This window comes from Melioribacter sp. Ez-97 (assembly GCF_051488665.1).
Classification (GTDB): Bacteria; Bacteroidota; Ignavibacteria; order Ignavibacteriales; family Melioribacteraceae; genus Melioribacter.
In genome coordinates this window covers 165,900-187,562 of the sequence record NZ_JBPSEG010000003.1, presented here as the reverse complement: position 1 = coordinate 187,562, position 21,663 = coordinate 165,900, and the positions used below count along the sequence as shown (strand labels likewise).

Sequence of the window (21,663 nt, the reverse complement as noted above, 5' to 3'; positions counted from 1 at the left end):
GAACGATCAGACGGCGACTTTATTTTTACGGCTTTTTTTAATCTTCTTTTTATACCAGAGGTAAAATCCGGTAAAAACAAGAACGGTAACGCTAAAGCCGTTTATAGTTATCCAGATCCATTCCAGTTCTTTGCCGAAGAAAGCCCTGCCAGAATGTAGATGAAGTATTAACTCTTTGAGAGCAATATAATTTTCGTCTGCTGTTTTAAATTCGGCAGCATAGGCAAAACTTGATGTTAATTCGATTGTGTCGATTCCTTTTTTACCGAGAGCAACGTAAAATTTACCGTTTGAAAATCTTCCCGCATCAAAAACATCGCCGTTATAGATTTTTGACCAGACGTTGTTTGTATTTATCCAGAGCCCCTCTTTACCGCCGGCGAAGATATCGGAGTCAATTGCTTTTATGAAGCGTATTTCGGTATTTGTTATGACCGGGCTGGGAGTTTTGTTCTCTTCGGTCGTAAAAAATAGACCGTACTTTGTGCCATAATAATTAATTCTTCCGGCTTGATAAAAACTTTTTATGTCGGAAAGAGGATTAATTTTTTTTGTCGTTGAATTTTCAATAAAATATCCCGGGAAGAGATTTTTACTGAAGAAGATTTCTTCGAAGCCCAATTCATCCCTGAAAGGCAAAGCGATAGCTGTTATTGAGGTTATAAAGATAGGGAGCGCCAGAAGCGCTCCGATCCAATTGTGCCATTTATATAAATTTTTGCGAAGTTTATTTGAATTCAGAAGTTCCATTGGAATCCCAGATTAATTATTCTTCCCGTAGTATTTTCATTTTCGATTTTTGTTGATTTATCCGTGGTTTCACGCTTTACTTTTTTTAGTGAATCGAAAATATCGCTGATTCTAAGATAAATCTTTCCGTTTTCGTAAATTTTCTGAGATAACCCCAAATCTGCGTATGTAATTTTGTCTTCCGACTTTTGTGTAGCCGGTTTCGGACCGATAAAATTTGCTGTAAGTTGAGCATTCAAACCAAAATCGAATGAAAAATCGGCAATGATTTTGGCAGTCCATTTTACTTGATCGTTCAGCGCTTCGCCTTCGAAATCAACGTCGGTTATCTCGGAATCGAACCAGGAATAATTGGCGTTGAGCTGGAACCATTTGAACGGTTTTACTGCCGTAAGTAATTCTACCCCGAAGAGGTATGCGCGGCTCAAGTTAACAGGCTTTTCGAATACGATGCCCGAGTCGTTTTCGCTTATAAGTTTTTGTATCACATCGTCGATCTTTCGGTAAAAAATATTAGAACCTACATTGAAGTTCTTAAAATTCCGCATATAACCGACTTCAGCAACCCATGCTTTTTCGGGACGCAGATTAGGATTGCCGGTTTTGATTTTAGAGGGGTCTTTATCGTCAATAAAAGGATTCAGGTCCTTAAATCCGGGTCTGCGTAAACGTCTTCCGATACCAAGTGTTATAAATTCGTTCTCCGATAGATTATAAATCATATTTAAGTTCGGAAGAAGAAGCAAATAGTCGGAATTAACGGTCAGGGTATCGAGAAAAGAGTCTGAGTTCAAATTTGTGCTTTCGATTCTGATTCCGGGGCGCAAGCTGAGATTGCCGACGTTTATTTTTGTATCGGTATAGAAAGCATAGATGTCTTCCCTCAAATTAAAATTGTCCTGATTCGAAGCCGATGTTTTCCATGATTCGGTTTTGTAATCATATTCCAAAATTTCTTTAAGAGCGTCTCGTTTGTCGCTTGTAAATAAGAAGCCGACTTTTATTTCTGTTTTTTCGAATGGCGAAAATTTATAGGATAATCCGGTTCTCATTTTACGTTCGTCGATTATTTCGCTTTCGTCTTTTTTGACGGGATTAGGAGATTTCAACGAGCCGTCTTCGTTATATTTATATTCGTTTTTGCGGGCTAATTTATCCTGATTGCTGAAATTTAATCCCGCATAAATTTTTAATTCCGAATAGTCAGAAAAGTAGTTCGTAAATTCGGTGTAATATTCATTGAAGTAGTTGTTCTTTTCTTCGTCGTTTATTTCGACTGTGTTATCTTTGAAAGACAAGTCGGATTTTAAATTCAGTTTGCTGCCTTTTTTTTCCTTCGATTCGTTTTGGCGAGAGTAAGTTGATTCGAACAGCAGATTTGAATTTTCTCCCAATAATAAATTGACCCCGCCTTTTAAGAAGTCGTTTTTAAAGCTTTTGTCTTCTTGTACTGACGTAACTTCCTGTCCGTCAAATGTTCCGTTTTTAAAATTACTTTTTACGCCGTCTTTGATGTTGTCAATAAGGCGATTCAATCGCGAATAGTCGGCGTATAGGTTAACTGATGAGAAATTATAATTTAGAGAAAGGTCGGTCGAAAAGCCTTCGTTGTTGTCCACGGACGCCGATGTGTTAAGCGACCATGTTTTAGGCAATCCTTTTTTACGCGTGACGATGTTGATCAGACCGTTAATTCCCTCGCTGTCGTATTCCGCTGAAGGGTTCGATAATATTTCTATGTAGGCTATTTGATTGGCGGGCAGCATATCGATAACGGTTTCCCTGTTGTTGCCCTGAATACCGCTTTCTTTACCGTCGATAAGTACTTTTGTATAGGCATTCCCAAGTCCCCTGAAACGAACGTCTCGGTTGTGATTGGGACTTCCTCCCATATAGACCGAAGGCATGTTTTTCAAAATATCGCCGCCGGTGCCGTTTCTTTGAGCGGTTAGGTCTGCTGTGTTATATGTTATAGCTCCCGGGCTAATTTTTGTAACTCCGATGTTGCTTGTAACCATCACTCCCGCCAAATCAATTTTGGAAGTTCTCAGAATTATATCGCCGAGATCCAAAGCGGAGCTCCGGAGTTCGAGATTCTTATAATAAGTTTCGTAGCCTAAATAAGAGATCTTTAAAACATATTTACCCGGATTTAGAGCAGTCAAAATAAATTGACCCGCATTATCCGATGAAGTTCCCTTTACGATAGAAGAATCGACTGAGTAGAGCAGCATTATATTTGCCAGTTCGAGCGGCGAAGAATGAGTGTCTACTACTCTGCCCCGGACGGTGAAACTCTGTGAGTAGACCAAAACATTAAGCGCCAAAAGTAGAAATAAAACACGCATTTTTGCTCCTTATTGAAATTTAGATTAAGTATAAATAACGTCTCAAACTTAATTCTCTCTCTTTTTATCCGCAATACTTAGATTTTAGTATTCTTAGGTCCTTTATAGGAGCGGTTGATTAGGCAGTAGTTATTGTGTGCGGCGGGCTGGAAGGTAAAAATTTTCATTAAAATAAAATAAGTTGTAAATTTGAAATGCATATCATAGTTTTGAAGAGGCAATCGAAGCGGGTTAAGGTGAATAAATTCAAGAATTATAGCGACATAGAATTAATGCAGGAGATAGCGAAGTTCGAATCTCGCGCTCTGGAAGAATTATACGACAGATATTCGCCTCTCCTGTATACGATTGTAAAGAAAATCGCGCCTGACGAAGAATCCGCCAGAGAGCTTCTTGTTGAAATATTCTCGATTATATGGAAGAAGAGCAATAAATTCGATTTTACAAACGGCAATGTTTATGCGTGGCTTGTAACGCTTACGCGGAATAAAGCGGTCGATTTTCTAAGACGCAGCCGGAAATCCGAATCGATATCTCAGATTTACGACGACGAATACGAAGATTATTTCATACTTCCCACATTTCTGCCGGGAATGGATAGCCTCGACCTTGAAACTGCGAGAAGCCTGAAACCAAAGGTTGAAGAAGCTCTGTCGGAATTGACGGACACTCAAAAGTACGTTTTGCATCTTGCGTATTACGAAGGCTATACGATTGACGAAATTGCAAATAAATTGAATGTGCCCGTCGAGACGGTGCGCAATAAAGTGATGACGTCTCTCCATAATTTCAGAGATAATCTGGCTAAGGAATAATATGGCAAAGAATGCGGTTCACGAAATGATTGCCGCCTTTGCGGTCGGTTGTATGGACAGGGATAATTTTATCCAATTCAAAGATTATATCGACGCGGGCGGCGAACTGCCCGAAGGCGAACTGCAGGAGATGCAAAATATTGTCTCTTTAATACCGATTATTCTCGATATCGAAAAACCCGACCCGTCTCTGAAAGACGAAGTGGCGCGGCGGCTTATCGGAATGAAAGACGAAATTAAAACTCGAATCAGGGAAGAAAAAAAAGCCACTGCGGAAAAATTTTCAACCCGTACAACCAAAGCCGGCACGAAAGCAAGTTTTCAACTTACCAATCTTAAAAAGACGCAGCCGAAAGAAAAAACGGAAGAGCCCGTCAAGACCGGAACGGGCAAGACTTCCGGCGCAATCGATCGTTCGATAATTCCGGAAGAGCCGAGCAGATATTTTACAGGTCAACAAACGCAAATTAAACCCGCTCCGCGCTCTCCGGGAAAATCCGGCAGCCTGGTTGGCTGGTTTGCAATCGTGCTGTCTCTCGTTCTTTTTTCACTTCTGGGATACTATTCGTTTACGTCTGTTGAAGAGTTGAATCAAAAAATTACGGATATTGAGCAGGATATCAACGTTTACCGGAGCGAATTGGCGCGCACGAATAATTTCGTAAATAATTATATAGCTTTGATTGAATTTTTCAATTACGGCGACATTACAATCGTCAACTTAAAATCGAATACGCCGGGAGAAAACGCATCGGCAAAAGTGCTGCTGTCTTTCGACGCAAAAGAAGGACTGATTCAATTCAGAAACGTAAAGCCTCTGCTTGCAAACCAGGGATATCAGCTGTGGCTCGTCAGCAGGGGAATATCGTATTCGATGGGAGTGTATCAACCCGCGGGGAACGAATTCCTTCATATAACATCGTTTCCGATTATTCCAAAAGAAAACATTGAATCGCTTAAAATAACAATCGAATCGAATACCGGCTCGCCAACGCCGTCGGTCAATGAATATATGTCGGCGCCGTTCCCACAGGAAAACCGCAGACGTTAATCGTACTGTTTCCTCTTTAAAAACAAACCAACGCCTCCCGCAATTAATACCGCAGGCAATATCTTTATTGTATAACCGACTGCTTTTACAAACAGGTTATGCGCCAAGGGGAATTGTTGAATATAATAAGCGGCTGCAGTTGTAAACGCGCCCACAATAAATCCGTATAAAAACGCCTTTTCTTCGGAATTGTCGATATAGAGAACCAGTAAAAATGACGTTATCGAAAACAAACCCGAAAATATTATAACCCCGGCGCTCAAACGAATGTTGTAATGATTCAAAGAAAACATCAGAATTGAAACAAGAAAAACGAAAACTGAAAAAAGCAAGGTTTTCCGATTCCTTGTTTTGACCGAAAGGTAATTAATTGAAATTCCGTAAAGAGCTGTAACTATTATTATTCCCGATTCGTAAAAGTCAATGCCCGAATAGATATCCGCAATCTGCAGGCAGCCTGCGACAAATAACATAGCTCCGGTCAATGTCCTGAAATTAACTTTCATAATTGAAAGCTCCCGTTTCTTTCCCGACGAAAAGCGACATCAACAAATAAAGAATCAAAGAAAAACCCGCGGTCAACAAAACGCTGATCAAAAAGACGGTTCTAATAACGGCAGCATCGTAAGAAAGATAATCCGCCAAGCCGCCGCAAAGTCCCGTAATAATTTTATTCTTTTGCGACCTGTAAAATTTCATCTGATTTTCTTCTGTAACGGGGTGCAGGCGCTTATTCCTGAGCGCAACGTAAATTCCGGTAATTATCAAAACCCCGCCCATTAAAGTCGACCGGTTGTCGAGCAGGAAATATGTTCTGTGAGTAAGATTAAAATCGCTCAGAAACAGATATAATCCCGAGGTCATCATCAAGCTGCTTAGAAAAATAAGATTGTTCTTTTTGTCGGTAATGATTGAAGTGACGGTTCGTTCAAGCGGTATCATAACGGACGCAATAAAATATAATAGAATAACCCATCCGCCCAGTAGCACAGAGAACATAAAGGCGACTCGTATCTTTGAAGGGTCGATACTGAAATACTTTCCCAGTCCGCCGCACAAGCCGGTAATAATGTAATCGGAAGACGAACGTTCCAGTCTTTTAACCGGCGGCAGTTTCTCAGGCGGAATTTCGTCTTCAAATAAATTCGGAAAATCGTGTTCTTCCATTTTTCCGCATCTGAATTTAATTGTGTTGCAAAGTATAAATTATTTTGTCAATTGTAAAAAATATTTCGTAATAGATCACGATAAAAGAATTTAAGCTTACTTTTTGAGTTTAAAAGCCGTTATTGCAAAAATTTTTTTGCCGCGGAGCTTACATAATTTCAAAAAAAATATTACATTAAACAGCGATTTTATGTCTGTTTACCTTCTTGTCGATCCTTTTTTGAGTTATGTGTGTGCCGGTTTAAAATCGGATAAGGATAATAACAAAATAAAAACAGCTTAAGTTTTTCAGAATTATCGGGAGTAACAAACATGTGGTCAGCAATAGCTATAATAATCGTATTGATAATCCTGCTTCTGATTTATGAATACAGATTGCGGAAACCCGACCAGTTGGTGTTGTACGAGTCGGACGGAAAAATCATACTCAGAAAAGGAAGGTTCTATCCGCGCCATTTGAGTCTGGTGCTGCCCAGAACGATCCATTCCGTCCAATTAAATATCGATTCGACCGCGAAAGGAAATCTCGATATAAAGATAAAAATGACGCTTAGCGTAGCGCTTTCGCTCGAAAATATCCATAAATTGATTAAAGCCGGCGGTTGGAATACAAAAGCAGTCGAAAAAGCCACAAAAGAACTCGAAATTCTGATTGAAAGTTTGGTGAGGGAATTCACGGAAAAATTCGAAATCGAGGAACTGAACGGCGAAAAAATTTACGAATATTTGAGCAAAAAAACGGATGTCAGTAAAGATAAGTTCGGATTGGAAATAGTTTCGATTTCGATTCAGTTGATTGAAATTCTCGATTCCAAAATTGCCGACGCCATCAAACAACAGGAGTCGGCTCGTATACTTGAACAAACCGAAGAGCTGAATCAAAAAGCCCGCATTGCTGCGGCAAAGGCAAAATTCAAAGCGGAAGAAGAGATCGCTTTGATGGAAAACCAGCTCGAAATGAAAAAATACGAACTGAAAAACAAAGAGATCGAGAAGGAAGCCGAAATTGCCGAAAAACGAGTTAAAGAAGAACTAAAAAGAAAACAGATGCAGCTCGAATTCGAATCGAAAGAATTGGAATTGCTCAAGAATAATCCGGAATTGCTGCTTCTTACGCCTCAAGCCGCTCGTCTTGCCGAAGCAAGTCAAACGCTTAAGAATGCGCGTACGGTGGTTTCTCTATCGTCCGCCGATTTGCCTCAGGGCTCGGAATTAGCCGGACTTTTTCAGAATCTTCTGCATAATCTGACTGGAAGCAAAAAGAAAAGCAGTGAAGGAAAAACCGAATAGCTATCAGAATGAATTCAAAAGACCCGCTGTTACTTTTTGAACTGAAACCGATAAAAGCGGCAAAAGTTTCGGAAATAAGCGAATCGACAGCCGCTTCTTCCGTGCCGGTTCAGGAGAGAGTTAATTTCCATATCGGAAATCCGGTTCAGGACGACCGGCTTCACTCTCTTTATATGCGCATGGCGATGAACGTCGGTTTGCTCGACGAGAAATTTTCGATTGAAAATCCTGAAGAATTTTGCCGCGAATTGGGCTGTTCCGACAGTGATATCCCGAAAGTTAAATTGATTGCGGAGCTTATAAAAAGAGCAGCTCCGTATTCGCCGCGCGGCGGGTATGTTAAGTCGAAACCGGAATTTATTGTCGATTTTTTTAATGATTGGCTTTCGCATAAACAGCAGGAACCGCTTTCATACGATACGGGCGCAAAATCGGGCAAAAGGGAAATAATCATTGCGTCTAACGGAATTGCCGAAACTCTGCGCGTTTTTCTCCATTCGATTTCGGAATTTTTGGTCAATCTGCCTGCCGATGTTCTTTTATACGATTACGAAATTCCCGCGCATCTTAAAAACTTTGAAGGAATACGTTTTCACAATCTCGGAAATACCGAAGGCGCGCTTCTGCCTCAATTGACCCGTTTGTTGAATAAAGATAACTCTCCGAAGTTTCTTATTCTGGGCGGCATTACCAGCGAAGAAATAAGAAGACAATTAAGAAATCTGAGTTTGGAACATCCTCTTTTTTTTGTCGAAATAAATAACGCTCCGAATCACCTGTCGCTGGCGCGCGAAGCCAAAATGATGAACCGCGTTCTTCGTTTTATAACTCCCTCGGCGTTTTCAAAAAAGCTGAAAGGTTTTTCGCTGGTTTTTATCGCCGGCAATCATGAGTTTATTAAAGTTCTTGAAAATGTCCACTTCAAGCTGAAAGGAACGCCTTCTTCGACGGAAATCACGTTATTGAATTATCTTCTGAAAAACGGAATCGGGGAAGATAAAGAACCGCTTGAACTCGATATCGAAGCCGATATAGAAGGCGGATCGGTTAAATTCGGATTCGAACCGCTTTCCGGAATTGCCGGTACAGCCGAAAAAGTTATCGGCAAAATTGCCGAATCGAAAAGCCGCGATATTGAAAAAAAGATTGACGGCATCGTACAAAAATTCAATTCTCATATCACGGGACAGGAACGGTTTTCCTCGAAAATCAGTTACGACAAATTTGCGTCGTACAGCGCGGTCGAACTGTTCGACGAAATGACGGATAATTTTAACAACGACGAATGGAAAAAAGACCTCAAAGCTTCGTATCTGAGCGCATTTATAAATCATCATCCGGAATATAAACCGGAGGACTGTCTGGTAGTAAGCGGTTCCTCGAGAACGGCTCTTAGCATACTCGGATTCCATTGCGGAATTCGGGAAGTAATAATTCCCGACCTTAGCTGGACTTACGAACATTGTTTTCCCGAAGTGGTTACCGTTCCCTTAAAAGATGATTTTCAAATTGACGTTGATGCAATTATTAACGCCGTTCGAAACAAACTTTCGAATGACTCCGGATGGAAGAAATACGGAGCGGTTGTTTTAAACAATCCTCATAACGCCACCGGTCAAATTTTCGACAGAAATGATTTGAAAAAATTGCTCAAGCAGCTGCTCGAAGAAGAAATTATAATCGTCGACGATTTGTCGTATCAAAATGTTAAGCCTTCTTTAGAACCGGAAAAGGTCGACACGCTGCGTCAATTATGCAATGAACTTACAGAGGAAGGCTATCTTACGAGCGAAAAAGCAAAATTTCTGATAACAATTCATTCGATGTCTAAAACCGATTCGTTTGCGGGCGCCCGACTGTCGGTCGCAGAAATTCGGCATCCCGAACTGCGGGATAAATTCAAGAATATAATCGATACTTTCCGCGATAATGTTTCGGCTGTATTTATTTCTTATCTGCTTTACCGCAACAAAGTCGAAGACGTAAAAGCGTATCATAAGTTTCGGAACAAGATATTTTACGACAGAAGCAATTCGATAGTTAAAGCAGCCGAAAGTCTTCCCGCGGAAAGAAACAGATTCAATATCAAAATTAAGCCGCCGGCAGGGAGCATGTATCCGCAAATGATAATAGAAAATCTACCTGCGGGATTATCGCTCGACTGGCTGGCTTCGGGTCTTGCCCGGCAGGGCATCGGACTCATTCCTCTTTCGACATTTGCCCGTACGGAAAAAGGTTTCGAAACCGGAAGAAAATCTTTCAGACTAACGCTGGGCGGTTCAGACGGAGCCGAAGTCCTGGCAAGGAAAACGCGCCGCGTTTTAATCGATCTTAACAGGATGATCGCCGAAGAATCCGCTAATTATAATAAGCGTGAATTCGAAGTAAAGAAACTTAATCTGAAGAAAAAAGTCGCGCTCGCGGATTTTTCCAACGAATGGAATGAGCTGGAAAATCGTATTCTCAACAACATCGAACATATATTTAACAGCCATCTGAATAAAATAAACGGCGGAGCGGATTATTCTTTTAATAAAAAGAAATTTATCGGTGAATTTATTCCTTATAAATTATCGGTCTACAGGAACAGATTCGAAGAGCTCCAATCGTACGTCAACGAATTTGCGGGATACATACTTTCGGACAATCAGAAAAAATTCGAATCGATTCTGGAACGCGAATTTTATAAAGATTCGCTCGAAAGGCGTAAGAGCGCATTCCGGACAAGAATGTTCGACAGAACCGTTCATCCCACTCAAATGTATTCTATCAAAACGGATTTGATAGCCGAAAGAATAATCGAAAACCTGCTCAGAGGAAACCGGATTGCAGATGGCGATCTGGAAAGATTGAAAGAAGAGCTTGCAAGGGAATATCTGGGATTAAACGTGGCTATTGTTTCGAGCGAGGAGCCTCAGGAATTGATACTCGATTTGAATGCAATAATCTCGGCGGAAAATTTCATCGGTCTTTATTCGGATAATAAATACGAAACATTTCTCTCCTTCTGGGGAGACTGGGACGGCAGCAATCGTCCTTCCGGTCAGGGGCACAGTCTGGTTGCGTTTGTGTTGATCGAGAATATTGTCCGCCAGGCGAGAATTTTGGAGCTGCTGTTAAAGAACAATCCTTCACTCATACTCGACGAATATCTTATTCGTGAATTGGAAAAGCTGCCTCAACGAAACAAACGATTTACGGCGCTTTTGAACCAGATAACTCAACTGACTCATCAACTCGAAAAGAGATACCGCGGAACTCTGCCGTTTAATTTGCAGCCGGGCAAATTGAGAAAACTCGGAATGAAACTTCATATCGCTCAGGATCCGCTTACGCGTTTGTGGCATCATAACGACCGCCTCGAAAGAAAAATGCTCGACCTGAGAATTAAAAGAAGAAATACGCTCGAATATTATTTCGATTTGAATAAAAGACTGCGCAAAACATTACGCGCGAATATCCCCGGAATTATGAAAAATCTTTCGGACAAGCGGCTGCTTCTTGAAACTATCATGTACAGAGACTTATTGAGAAGATTCGTCGTTACTCCGCGTATTCATCAAAAATTAATTACGGCTCAGGATCAATTCGCAATCGATACGACCGTGCATAATATTAATGAGATTAATGAAATTGCGGCTAAGTACGGAAATCCCGGTATGGTTCTGGCTCTTCAGGTGAGCATGACTACGAAACCGGAGGCGTTGATTTCGCTCGACAGGAAAATGAGATCGAAACGCGAAGAAATCCTTAGGGAAAACAATAATCTCGATTTACCCGGAGTATGGCTTGTGCCGTTGTTCGAAGACCTCGATTCGGTAAAAAACATAAAAAATTACCTCGACAAAATTTGGGAATATTCTTTCCAGAGCAGAAGAATAAATCAGGATACCGCCGATCGTTTTAATGAAATTATTACCGAAATATTCGTCGCCGGTTCGGATTTGAGTCAACAGGTCGGACAGGCGATGGGTATGAATCTTTACAGGGAATCGAAATACGATTTAATGACCTGGCTGGCGTCTCACAATCTGATAGGGCGCGTACGGATGAAAATGGGCAGCGGCGAACCGATGCAGCGCCAGGGCGGTTATTATTCTGAAGTTGCGGGAGAGGAACTTTTCGTTGATTCTTACGTTTCGCAATCCCGTTTTAAAGAATACCTGGCGGAATCGACGCGTAAAAGCGCTCAGTACGCAACCACGCCGCTCCTGGGCGTTTTTGCGGGCGGCGACCTGCGGACTTTCCAAAGCAACATTTCCGAAAAGTTGAGACACATTACAACTTATCAAAGAGCGCAGCTTCTCTATCATGTAATGGAAGCTCAAAAGTTCAACGAAAAAGAAATTCTAAGAGCCGGCGAGCCGTTGTCGGAAACCAGACTTCAGTTCAAAACAAGAGGTCTGCAGGAACTTGAACGACTTACCGTAGGGAAGAAAGACGAAATATTCAACGAATTTCTGAATCTGCACCGTGAGAATTTCCGTCAGATATTATACGGCAGAGAAGAAGACGTCGTGGGAATTCATCTGATATCGTATTTTATCGGAAGGACGACTCCGCCTTTACGCGATCGTCCCACAGTGCGCCCCGGACAGGGAGTCGGCGAAGGCGCCGGTCAGAAAATTCTGGAAAAAATTGCGGGCACTATACCGTTCTCGAAATACGGAAGTCTTCTGCGGGCTATATCGCATAATCAGTCGCAGAGCGTGATTCTGGGCGTTAATCAGTTGACTACGGGATTGTTTCGCGCTCTCAACAATTTTTCACAACGCGAATTTGCCGAAGGCGAACCGGTCTACTTAATAACCGAGCGGATTTTGCCAAAACTGCCTGTCTATGAAATGCTTCAAACGCTCAGAATATATCACGACGTCGATTTGGAATATCTGGGCAAAATGGAAAAAGCTTTTCCCGCGGGCAATTCCGCGTTGATCGCTCTACGCGAAGATATCGATTCTATGCGCAATTATTTGAGCTATTTCCAGAAAGAACTACTCAGAAGACACGGGCTGGAAGTCTCCGAGTTCTTTGAAGGCGATGAATTTATACCCGATTTATTACCGACGCTCAGACCGGATGTGGCTGTGTTGCTGCAAAAGAATTTGTTCAATACGGACGTCGAAGAAATATTAAAAGACATTAAAGGAAATGTAGACGAGAGATGGCTTGAGGAAGTAAAATACTTAATGAAAATTCCGGAAGAAATCCGGATGTGGCGCAGGAAAATATGGGATTTACTGGAAGAACCGGTTTATCAACGAGTTGCAAGTTTCGTCGAACTCGCCATTGCGCTCTATTCAATCTCGTCGAGTTCATCTTATAAAGAGTATCTCTTTTCTCCCAAAAAATTGAAAGCCGCTCCTCAATTCGCCCGGTCTCCTTTCGACGACAATATGCAACAATTCCTTTCGGCTGCCGTCGAATATCTTTCCGCGATTTCGCAGGAAATGGTTGAAGTGCCGATCAATATTATTCGAGCGCTGAAAGAAGTCGAAAGAATTATTAAGATCGAAGAGCAGGCTCTCTCGCCGAAAGATCAGGATAAATTGAAATTCTATCTGCTGCAGATAGCGCGCCTTGCGGGTGAAAACGGTTGATCCTAAATTTGATTCCGTAAATTTTGACAAGGGGGAGATAAAATGAATGAATTTCAGACTCTCGGAAAAATTCTTGTCGTCGGCGGAATTGTTTTGCTTGTTGTCGGACTTTTATTAATCTTCTTCGGTAAAATCCCATATCTCGGAAAATTACCCGGCGATATTACATTCAAAGGAAAAAATTATACAATTTATTTTCCGCTGGCTACTTCAATAATTATCAGCATAATTATTTCTTTGATATTATATCTCTTCAGAAAGTGAAACCGAATTGATAATTGTTCATCTTACCTTATAGAAAATAATTGAACAAAATAAGAGGAATCAATGGCAACCAAAACAGCAATAGTTAAACATATCGAGGGGGTAACGTTTTTAGGCAAGACGGACTCGAATCATTGGGTAACGATGGACGGACCCGAGCAATTCGGAGGAAGCGACGCGGCAATTCGTCCCAAGGAACTTCTTTTAATTGCGCTCGGCGGATGTACGGGCAGCGACGTGGCGGTTATTTTGAAAAAGAAAAAAGTAAAGTTCGACGCTTTCGAAATGAATATTCAGGCTGAAGTTCAGGAAACTCACCCGCAGGTATTTACAAAAATTCATCTCGAATATGTCTTCTACGGAAAAGACATACCGAAAGAAGCCGTCGAAAGAGCTATCGAATTGTCGCAGAAAACTTATTGCAGCGTAACGGCAATGTTGCAAAAATCGGTGGAAATTACTCATTCTTATAGAATTGAAGAAGAAAAGAAATAATAAGCTCAGAGGTATTCGGGCGGTATCGGCTTTCTGTCCGAATACCCGTTTGTTAATTCGTGATAAAACTTAATTTCCTCTTCGTCGCTTCGCCAGCAGAGATAAACTTCCTTGTTGTTTATAAGCGCCGGAAAGTCTACCAGCCCGATCTGAAAATTCCAGTCTTTATATAAGCATCCGATTTCTTCGAGCTCTTTTATATAACCGTTTATCTGCGAACTCATTTTAAGAATATCGGGATTGCCCTGATAATGCCCGCCCAGCAAATCCGACTTTGACCTTATTTCGTATGCCGTGTTGATTATATCTCTTACTATCCTTTTAACAAGCGGCAGTGTCCTGTTGGCTTCCGCTACTGTAAAATATTTAACTTGTGTTTCCACCCGGTTTTTCCTTTCGCACAGTCTTTAATCAAATAATGTCTCTTTAATGTTAATAAAATTTGGGATAAAAGAAAATAAAAACCGTACAAATTATTTTAAGTTTTGTATATTATCGGAGTAAATGGGTGAAAACAGAATGAAAAAAGACAATAAATACGGCAAAAAAACAGAACTCGCGTTGAATACATGGATTAAACTTGCCAGAGCTTACTCAACATTCAGTCGCCTGGCAAACGAGGACATCAAAAAGTACGGACTTACACCGGCTCAATTTGCAGTTATTGAAGCGCTCGGACATTTGGGACCTTTGAAAGTCAGCGATATTTGTAAAAAAATTCTTGCTACCGGCGGTAATATGACCGTGGTACTGGACAATGCGGAAAAACTCGGATATATCGAAAGAACGCGGGATTCGGAAGACCGCAGAGCCATTCTCGTGCGTCTGACTACGAAAGGGAAGAAAACTTTCGATGAGATATTCATTCAACATGCTCTTCATATTACGCGACTTATGTCCGTCCTGACTAAGGAAGAGCAATTAAAGCTGGGCGAACTTCTTAAAAAATTAGGCGCTTCTCTGAATAACGAATAATAAATTTAGCCTGAGTCAAGTTTTACAATAATACATTTATATGCTATTTTTCTTTTACTAATTTTTTCGATTTATAAAAAGGGGAAGATATGGCTCTCATACGTCCGTTCAAAGCGCTAAGACCGCACGAAAAAGTCGCCCATCTGGTAGCAAGCGTTCCGTACGACGTGGTAAACAGGGAAGAAGCGGCGGAACTCGCCAAAGGAAATCCGTTGAGCTTTTTAAGAGTAACGCGCGCCGAAATCGAACTGCCGTCTAATATCGACGTTTATTCGAGCGAAGTTTATAACAAGGCAAAAGAAAATCTGGAACGTCTTAAAAACGAAGCTCCTCTTATGCAAGACGATAGTCCGCATATTTATATATATCGATTGATTAGGGAAGGAAATTCTCAAGTTGGTCTGGCCGCAACTTTTTCAGTAGACGAGTATGAACGGGATGTTATCAAAAAACACGAGAAGACGAGAAAAGTAAAAGAAGACGACAGAACGAATCACATTGTAACGACAGGAGCGCAAACCGGTCCCGTCTTTTTGACTTATAAAGGCGTGGACGTTATTAACGATACCGTAAATAAAATTATAGAATCGGAAAAACCCCTTTATGATTTCAAAGCGGCTGACGGCGTTCAGCATACGGTTTGGAAAGCGCCCGGTGATTCCGTCGATATAATTGTCGAGGCAATGAAAAAAGTCGATTCGCTTTATATAGCCGACGGTCATCACAGAGCCGCAAGCGCCGCCAGAGCGCGTAAAACTATGATGGAAAAAAATCCCGCTCACACCGGAAACGAAGAATACAACTTTTTCCTCGCAGTTCTTTTTCCAGCGGAGCAGCTTAAGATAATGCCCTACAACAGAATCGTTCATAAATTGAATATGTCGGAAAACGAATTTCTGGAAAAAGTAAAAGTCAATTTTGAAGTCGAAGAAACCGATAATCCCGCGCCTCAGTCGAAAAGAACTTTTTGCATGTACATATCCGGAAAATGGTACAGCCTGAAGCCGAATACAAATGTAAAACCTGGAAATACTGTCGGGGATAATCTCGATGTAAGCATTCTTCAAAATTACTTATTACATCCTATACTTGGCATAGAAGACCCGCGTACAGACACGAACATTGACTTTATCGGAGGCATCAGGGGAACCGGAGAACTTGTTCGCCTTGTCGATTCCGGCAAAGCCGAAGTTGCGTTTTCGTTGTATCCGGTTTCGATAGACGATTTGATCAACATTTCCGACGCGGGCGAAATTATGCCCCCGAAATCGACCTGGTTCGAACCGAAATTAAGAGACGGATTGCTGGTTCACCTTATTTAATGCGACTTTAACTGACATTAATATAAAGGAGTGAAGTATGGAAAAGAGAATTTATAATTTCAGCGCCGGTCCTGCCGTTTTACCGGAAGAAGTATTGCTCGAAGCTCAGAAGGAACTCTATTCCTATAAAGGCAGCGGTATGAGTATTATGGAAATGAGTCACCGCGGAAAAATTTTTGATCAGGTAATCAAAGAAGCGGAAGCCGACTTGAGAAAGTTACTCGATATCAACGATAACTACGCGGTCTTGTTTCTTCAGGGCGGCGCAACGCTGCAATTTTCGATGGTGCCTTTGAATTTGATGCCCCCGAAAAACAAAGCCGATTATATTATTACCGGTTCCTGGGCAAAGAAAGCCATGAAAGAAGCCAAACGAGTAGGAACGGTTAACGTAGCCGCCTCAACCGAAAGTGATAATTTCACAAGACTGCCTAAACAATCCGAATTAAAACTCGACCCGGACGCCTCGTATGTTCACTTTACTTCCAATAATACCATCTATGGGACGCAGTGGAAAACGGAACCGGAAACGGGAGGCGTTCCGCTTGTATGCGACGCTTCTTCCGATATCCTTCACAAAAAAATCGATATAAATAAGTACGGATTAATTTATGCGGGTGCTCAAAAAAATATCGGACCCTCGGGCGTAGTCGTGGTTATTATTCGAAAGGATTTGCTGGAAAGATCATCCGACGATCTGCATACTTACCTGAATTACCGTGTCCACGTTGAGAACAATTCGCTCTACAATACTCCGCCTACTTTCGGAGTTTATATGGCGGGATTGGTATTTAAATGGTTGTTGAATATGGGCGGACTGGACGAAATGTACAAACGCAACAAGGAAAAAGCTCAGATACTGTACGACGCAATTGATTCGAGCGACGGTTATTATAAAGGCACGGTGGTTAAAGAAGACAGATCCTTGATGAACGTAACGTTCAGGCTTCCGAACGAAGAACTCGAAAAGAAATTTATCGAAGAAGCTAAAAGCAAAGGCTTCGAAGGTCTCAAAGGCCATCGCAGCGTAGGAGGTATCAGAGCCTCAATCTACAATGCCTTCCCGAAAAAAGGCGTTGAAGAACTTGTTCAGTTTATGGAAGATTTCAAGAAAAACAATTAATTGTTAACAAAAGGCTGCTCCTTCGGTATTGAGAGCGGCCTTTTTATTTTCTTTTTCGCTTTTGAACCAAAACAGCTCCTACGATCACAATAATCAATCCTGTAATTTCTTTTGCATTCAAACTTTCGCCCAGAAATAGAAACGACAAAACGGCGATCTGAATCAACATTGTATTGTTTATGATGCTCGATTCGACCGCCGTCAGTTCGCGTAATGTTTTGTTCCAGAGTGTAAAAGCCAGCGCGGTATTTATTCCTGCCAGCCATAAAATATAAATCCAGCTTTCGAAACCAATGGAAGGAAATCCTTCGAAAATTATTGCCGTCAATAGAAGAAGAAACGAACCTGTTCCCATACTGACGAACGTAATTGTCAAAGGAGTGAATTTATGTCCGCGGTTTATCTCTCTTCCCAAAACTGCAGCCGCCGCATTTGCCGCAACTCCCAATGTCATAACTCCCATGCCTGCAAGTTGCGCGTTGTTTAACTCGACAGGAAGAAAATAAATTAATGTGCCGGCAAGAAATATTACAATCCCGACAATCTGGATTTTACCGGGTCTCTCGTCCAAAAATATTATACCCATAGCGAGTACCGCCAGAGGAGTAAAGTTCAACATTAAGCTGACCGTAACCGAAGGCAGTAAAGACAGTCCGATAAACTGCGTTCCCTGTGTTGCGAAATAAAAAATAAATCCCAAAAGAAATAGTTTTTTGAAATCCTTCCTGGTCAAGCTTTTAAGTTCGGTTATCCGATTCTTTTTGAATACAAACGGAATAAAAATTACGAATGCCAGCGAATATCTCAATCCTGCGTAAAAAAGAGGCGGTATTTCTTTCAATCCCCATTTAATTATAATGTATGATGTTGACCACAGGAATGTAACGAACAGAGCTTCGAATACGGGTAATAATCTGCGACGGTTATCCAATAATATTGTCCTGATTATTTAAAGAGAAAATATATCAATAAATTTCCAGACAGCCTCGGCGCTGTTGAAATTAGTCGGGCGATTAAGTAGATTGCTTGAAATTATAAGAAGAATTATGAAAAAACTATCGCTGCCGATTTTGCTTGCGCTCGTTATATTCGCCTGCGACGAGCCTGAAAATTTCAAACTTACCAATGCGGAAGTTTTCGCTTATTTGATAGACGGCGGATGGGAAATAAACGCCACATGCATTGCGGAAGGATTCGGTCAGGAAAAATCAGACGGCGTTTTTATCGCGCGACTCTCTTATACGGTTGATTTGATAACGCCTGACAATAAAAAATTAGAATATATCGACGAAGGGCTTGTGGATAAATCTTCCGAAGAAGAAATTGAATATCTGCAAGTTGAATCGCAATTCCAGATCGATTCGACTTTTGCCGAAGGGAAATACAAGATTGTTATGAATGTTCAGGACGACAACACTCAAAAATCGGCGACTATCGAAAAAGATTTTACGATTTCGAGGGACTGATGAGTCTGTATACGATTATCTTTATACTTGTTACGATTCTGATAATATCGGGACTGACTGTTTTCGGACTTCTGATAGTTAAACTCGACAAATGGATCGACCGGAAAGAACGCCTCGGCAGGGAAAGCGTATACAAAAAAGCCGACAAGAAAAAAATTAACTGAGTTTAACTTTCTTCTCAACGTTTTTAAGGATAATCCCTTCTTTAACGAGTCCGACAGCCTTATCGATATCGGCTTTCAAAAGCCGGTCGTTTTTGAGCGGCGGAATGACTTTTCTGATTGTATCGTAGGCAGCCTGCGTACCGATGCCGCATTTAAGGGGTTTATGGTATTCGATTGCCTGGGCGGCGGTAAGCAATTCCAATGCAAGCGCCGTCGTTGTATTCTGCAGCACGTCGTAGCATTTGCGCGAAGAAACAGAGCCCATCGAATTATGGTCTTCTTTATAAGCCGAAGTCGGAATCGAGTCGACGCTTGCGGGATGAGCCAGTACTTTATTTTCGGAGACCAATGCGGCTGACGTATACTGAGCAATCATATAGCCGGAATTCAATCCTCCTTTATGCGCCAGAAATTTGGGCAATTTTTCGGACGAGCCGTTTAATATTCTGTCGGTGCGTCTTTCGGAAATGCTTGCCAGCTCCGCTAAAGCTATTGCCATAAAATCCATTATCAAAGCCACCGGTTGACCGTGAAAATTGCCGCCGCTTATGTAATCTTTTTTATCGGGAAAGATCAAAGGATTATCGGTAACGGAATTCAATTCGATTTCAATCTGTCGCGATATATAATTAATTGCGTCGCGTGAAGCGCCGTGCACTTGCGGTATGCATCTTAAAGAATAAGCGTCCTGAACGCGCGGGTCGTTATATTTATGGGAGGCGCGTATTTGACTTCCCTTTAACAATCTCTTTAAATTTCTCGCCGAATCAATTTGTCCTTTGTAAGGTCGAAGTTTGTGTATCCTCAGATCGTATGCCGAATCGGTTCCCCTTAACGCTTCGTTCGAAAGAGCTCCGGCTATATCGGCTATTTTTACCAATTTGTTGGCTTCAATCGCAATGTAAGCGGCGTAGGCTGTCATCATTTGGGTGCCGTTGATCAAAGCCAAGCCTTCTTTTGCGTTGAGTCGAACCGGTTTTAATCCGAATTTTTTCAGCGCGGAAGCCGAGTTCATAACTTTCTTATGATATTTGCTTTCGTCGAGAGGAGAATCGTTAATTTCAACTTTGCCTTTACCGAGCATTGCAAGCACCATATGAGCCAGCGGCGCAAGATCGCCGCTCGAACCTACAGAGCCCTGCGACGGAATTAACGGCAGTATGTTGTTGTTCAGCATATCGACTAACAATTGCAAGGTCTCAGGTCGAATTCCGGAATGACCTGAAGCCAAAGCGTTAATCCTCAAGAGCATCATCAGTTTTACGATGAAAGAAGGCAAGAGCCTGCCCACTCCCGCCGTATGGCTCAGTATCAAATTTTCCTGAAGTTTGGAGATATCTTTCTTGTCGACCCGAACGCTCGAAAATCCGCCGAATCCGGTTGTAACGCCGTAAATTGTTTCGCCTTTATCGACCCATTCGTCGATAAGCTTACGGCATCGTATTATTCTTTTAACGGCGTCTTTCGATAATTCTATTTTGCTATTATTATGAAGGAAAGAGTCGATTTGCCGGAGTGTAAGGGACTTGCCGTCGATAATGATTTTCATAAGAATATATCAGTTGTGTTGAATTATTTTTTTTATCTGGCTTTCGTTAATCTTGCTGGTTCTGTATTTCAATAAAACGAAATCGTCTTCGTAGCGCGTGTCGAGCACCTCGGCGAATTCGTAAATTTTAGAAATCTTCTTCGGCTGAGTGTGGCTTATTCTCAATTCGCCTTCGACGAAGTTTTGTTCGTAAATATCGAGGAGAGCCGACTTCAATTTTTGAATGCCGATGCCCCTTCGGGCGGAAATGAGATAACTGTCCGGATAATTTGCCGAGATATAATTGATGACGTCCCTTTCTTTAAGAGCGTCGATTTTATTGAATATTTTTATCTGCAGTTTTTTATCGCAATCGAGTTGACGAAGCGTATCGTCGACGGTTTTTATGTGGTCTTCAAAGAAATCGTGAGATGCGTCGATTACGTGAAGTATTACGTCCGCGTCGCTTACTACGTTAAGCGTACTCTTAAAAGAAGCGACGAGATGAGCGGGGAGTTTCCGAATGAAACCGACTGTGTCGCTCAGCAGAATTTGTTTGTTCTTGTCGAGGTTAAATATACGCGTTGTGGAATCGAGCGTGGCGAACAATTTATCTTCGGCTAGAACGCTGGCGTTGGTTAAGAGATTCAATAACGTTGACTTGCCCGCGTTTGTATACCCAACAAGCGTCGCGTTAATTAATTTTTTCCGGGCGGAACTTTTTACGATCTGCTGCGATTCTATTTTGCGAAGGTTTTCTTTCAGTTTGGAAATTCGCGTGCGTATTAGTCTTCTGTCGGTTTCAATCTGAGTTTCTCCCGGTCCTTTCGTTCCGATTCCGCCGTATTGTTTGGAAAGGTGCGTCCATGCTCTGGTAAGTCTCGGCAGCATATATTCAAGCTGAGCCAGTTCGACTTGCGTTTTGGCTTCTCTCGTTTTGGCGTGAAGCGCAAAAATATCGAGTATTAAACCGCTCCGGTCGAGTATCTTCCGGTTGAATAACTTTTCGAGGTTGCGTACCTGTGTGGGATTCAGGTCGTTGTCGAATATGACAATCTGGATGTCGTTTAATTCGATTAATTGCGCAATCTCTTCCGCTTTCCCTTTGCCGATAAAGTAGGCGGGGTCGGGCTTAATTCTGTCCTGAAGGATTTTAAATACCGTTTCCGCTCCCGCGGTAGACGCAAGCAGTTCCAGCTCGTCCAGGTGTTCTTCAACTTGTTCTTTTGTAAAGCCCCCAATCGGCAGAGCGATTAAAATTGCTCTTTCGCGCGGCGTATTTTTAAGATCGATCATAAATGCTTT

At 41.7% G+C, this 21,663-nt stretch carries 19 protein-coding genes; 11 read left to right on the top strand and 8 right to left on the bottom strand.

Features of this window, described 5'->3' with window-relative positions; translation table 11 throughout:
• Positions 1-6 precede the first annotated feature (6 nt).
• Entirely contained in the window at positions 7-750 is a 744-nt protein-coding gene (locus ACSSWA_RS05440; protein ID WP_437355546.1) for a PepSY domain-containing protein, read from the bottom strand.
• Positions 738-3,098, bottom strand: coding sequence for a TonB-dependent receptor (locus tag ACSSWA_RS05435; RefSeq protein ID WP_437355545.1), 2,361 nt, complete (start codon positions 3,096-3,098; stop codon positions 738-740). Before ACSSWA_RS05435 ends, ACSSWA_RS05440 begins: the two co-directional genes overlap by 13 nt.
• A gap of 236 nt (positions 3,099-3,334) precedes the next feature.
• On the opposite strand from ACSSWA_RS05435, the gene ACSSWA_RS05430 reads away from it, so the two are divergent.
• Positions 3,335-3,913, top strand: coding sequence for an RNA polymerase sigma factor (locus ACSSWA_RS05430; protein ID WP_437355544.1), 579 nt, complete (start codon positions 3,335-3,337; stop codon positions 3,911-3,913).
• A 1-nt stretch (position 3,914) separates the two neighbouring features.
• Positions 3,915-4,964, top strand: a complete 1,050-nt coding sequence (locus ACSSWA_RS05425; RefSeq protein WP_437355543.1) for an anti-sigma factor domain-containing protein — start codon at positions 3,915-3,917, stop codon at positions 4,962-4,964.
• On the opposite strand, the gene ACSSWA_RS05420 is transcribed toward ACSSWA_RS05425, so the two are convergent.
• Complete coding sequence (locus ACSSWA_RS05420) at positions 4,961-5,470, bottom strand: hypothetical protein (RefSeq protein WP_437355542.1); 510 nt, start codon at positions 5,468-5,470, stop codon at positions 4,961-4,963. The genes ACSSWA_RS05425 and ACSSWA_RS05420 overlap by 4 nt on opposite strands.
• Positions 5,460-6,131: a PspC domain-containing protein gene (locus ACSSWA_RS05415; RefSeq protein ID WP_437355541.1), complete on the bottom strand. Its 672-nt coding sequence runs from the start codon at positions 6,129-6,131 to the stop codon at positions 5,460-5,462. The genes ACSSWA_RS05420 and ACSSWA_RS05415 overlap by 11 nt, the downstream gene beginning before the upstream one ends.
• A 312-nt stretch (positions 6,132-6,443) precedes the next feature.
• Here ACSSWA_RS05415 and ACSSWA_RS05410 point away from each other — a divergent pair, with 312 nt between their 5' ends.
• The 4 genes from ACSSWA_RS05410 to ACSSWA_RS05395 all read left to right on the top strand — a co-directional run bounded on the left by ACSSWA_RS05410 (position 6,444) and on the right by ACSSWA_RS05395 (position 13,780).
• Positions 6,444-7,421, top strand: coding sequence for a hypothetical protein (locus ACSSWA_RS05410; protein ID WP_437355540.1), 978 nt, complete (start codon positions 6,444-6,446; stop codon positions 7,419-7,421).
• A gap of 8 nt (positions 7,422-7,429) precedes the next feature.
• Complete coding sequence (locus ACSSWA_RS05405) at positions 7,430-13,021, top strand: aminotransferase class I/II-fold pyridoxal phosphate-dependent enzyme (protein ID WP_437355539.1); 5,592 nt, start codon at positions 7,430-7,432, stop codon at positions 13,019-13,021.
• A 42-nt stretch (positions 13,022-13,063) separates the two neighbouring features.
• A complete protein-coding gene (locus tag ACSSWA_RS05400; RefSeq protein WP_437355538.1) occupies positions 13,064-13,285 on the top strand; it encodes a DUF2905 domain-containing protein in 222 nt (73 codons plus the stop codon).
• Positions 13,286-13,348: 63 nt separating this feature from the next.
• Positions 13,349-13,780 carry an OsmC family protein gene (locus tag ACSSWA_RS05395; RefSeq protein ID WP_437355537.1) on the top strand — a complete coding sequence of 144 codons (432 nt, stop codon included), beginning with the start codon at positions 13,349-13,351 and terminating at the stop codon, positions 13,778-13,780.
• Positions 13,781-13,785: 5 nt separating this feature from the next.
• On the opposite strand, the gene ACSSWA_RS05390 is transcribed toward ACSSWA_RS05395, so the two are convergent.
• On the bottom strand, positions 13,786-14,163 hold the full coding sequence (locus ACSSWA_RS05390) for a DUF2203 domain-containing protein (RefSeq protein ID WP_437355536.1): 378 nt from the start codon (positions 14,161-14,163) through the stop codon (positions 13,786-13,788).
• Positions 14,164-14,284: 121 nt separating this feature from the next.
• Between ACSSWA_RS05390 and ACSSWA_RS05385 the strand changes: the two genes are divergently transcribed.
• From ACSSWA_RS05385 to serC, 3 genes are all read left to right on the top strand, one after another.
• On the top strand, positions 14,285-14,755 hold the full coding sequence (locus ACSSWA_RS05385; RefSeq protein WP_437355535.1) for a MarR family winged helix-turn-helix transcriptional regulator: 471 nt from the start codon (positions 14,285-14,287) through the stop codon (positions 14,753-14,755).
• Positions 14,756-14,844: 89 nt separating this feature from the next.
• Positions 14,845-16,077: a DUF1015 domain-containing protein gene (locus ACSSWA_RS05380; protein ID WP_437355534.1), complete on the top strand. Its 1,233-nt coding sequence runs from the start codon at positions 14,845-14,847 to the stop codon at positions 16,075-16,077.
• Positions 16,078-16,114: 37 nt separating this feature from the next.
• On the top strand, positions 16,115-17,200 hold the full coding sequence (gene serC, locus ACSSWA_RS05375) for a 3-phosphoserine/phosphohydroxythreonine transaminase (protein ID WP_437355533.1): 1,086 nt from the start codon (positions 16,115-16,117) through the stop codon (positions 17,198-17,200).
• Between the two features lie 43 nt (positions 17,201-17,243).
• On the opposite strand, the gene ACSSWA_RS05370 is transcribed toward serC, so the two are convergent.
• Positions 17,244-18,131: a DMT family transporter gene (locus ACSSWA_RS05370; protein WP_437355532.1), complete on the bottom strand. Its 888-nt coding sequence runs from the start codon at positions 18,129-18,131 to the stop codon at positions 17,244-17,246.
• 115 nt (positions 18,132-18,246) lie between these two features.
• Here ACSSWA_RS05370 and ACSSWA_RS05365 point away from each other — a divergent pair, with 115 nt between their 5' ends.
• On the top strand, positions 18,247-18,666 hold the full coding sequence (locus tag ACSSWA_RS05365; protein ID WP_437355531.1) for a hypothetical protein: 420 nt from the start codon (positions 18,247-18,249) through the stop codon (positions 18,664-18,666).
• Positions 18,666-18,830 (top strand): hypothetical protein, encoded by a 165-nt coding sequence (locus ACSSWA_RS05360; RefSeq protein ID WP_437355530.1) that lies wholly within the window; start codon positions 18,666-18,668, stop codon positions 18,828-18,830. Before ACSSWA_RS05365 ends, ACSSWA_RS05360 begins: the two co-directional genes overlap by 1 nt.
• Here ACSSWA_RS05360 and hutH read toward each other — a convergent pair.
• Both hutH and hflX read right to left on the bottom strand, forming a co-directional pair.
• Complete coding sequence (gene hutH, locus ACSSWA_RS05355; RefSeq protein WP_437355529.1) at positions 18,823-20,379, bottom strand: histidine ammonia-lyase; 1,557 nt, start codon at positions 20,377-20,379, stop codon at positions 18,823-18,825. The two genes, ACSSWA_RS05360 and hutH, sit on opposite strands and share 8 nt — an antisense overlap.
• A gap of 9 nt (positions 20,380-20,388) precedes the next feature.
• Positions 20,389-21,654, bottom strand: coding sequence for a GTPase HflX (gene hflX / locus ACSSWA_RS05350; RefSeq protein ID WP_437355528.1), 1,266 nt, complete (start codon positions 21,652-21,654; stop codon positions 20,389-20,391).
• Between the last annotated feature and the right edge of the window lie 9 nt (positions 21,655-21,663).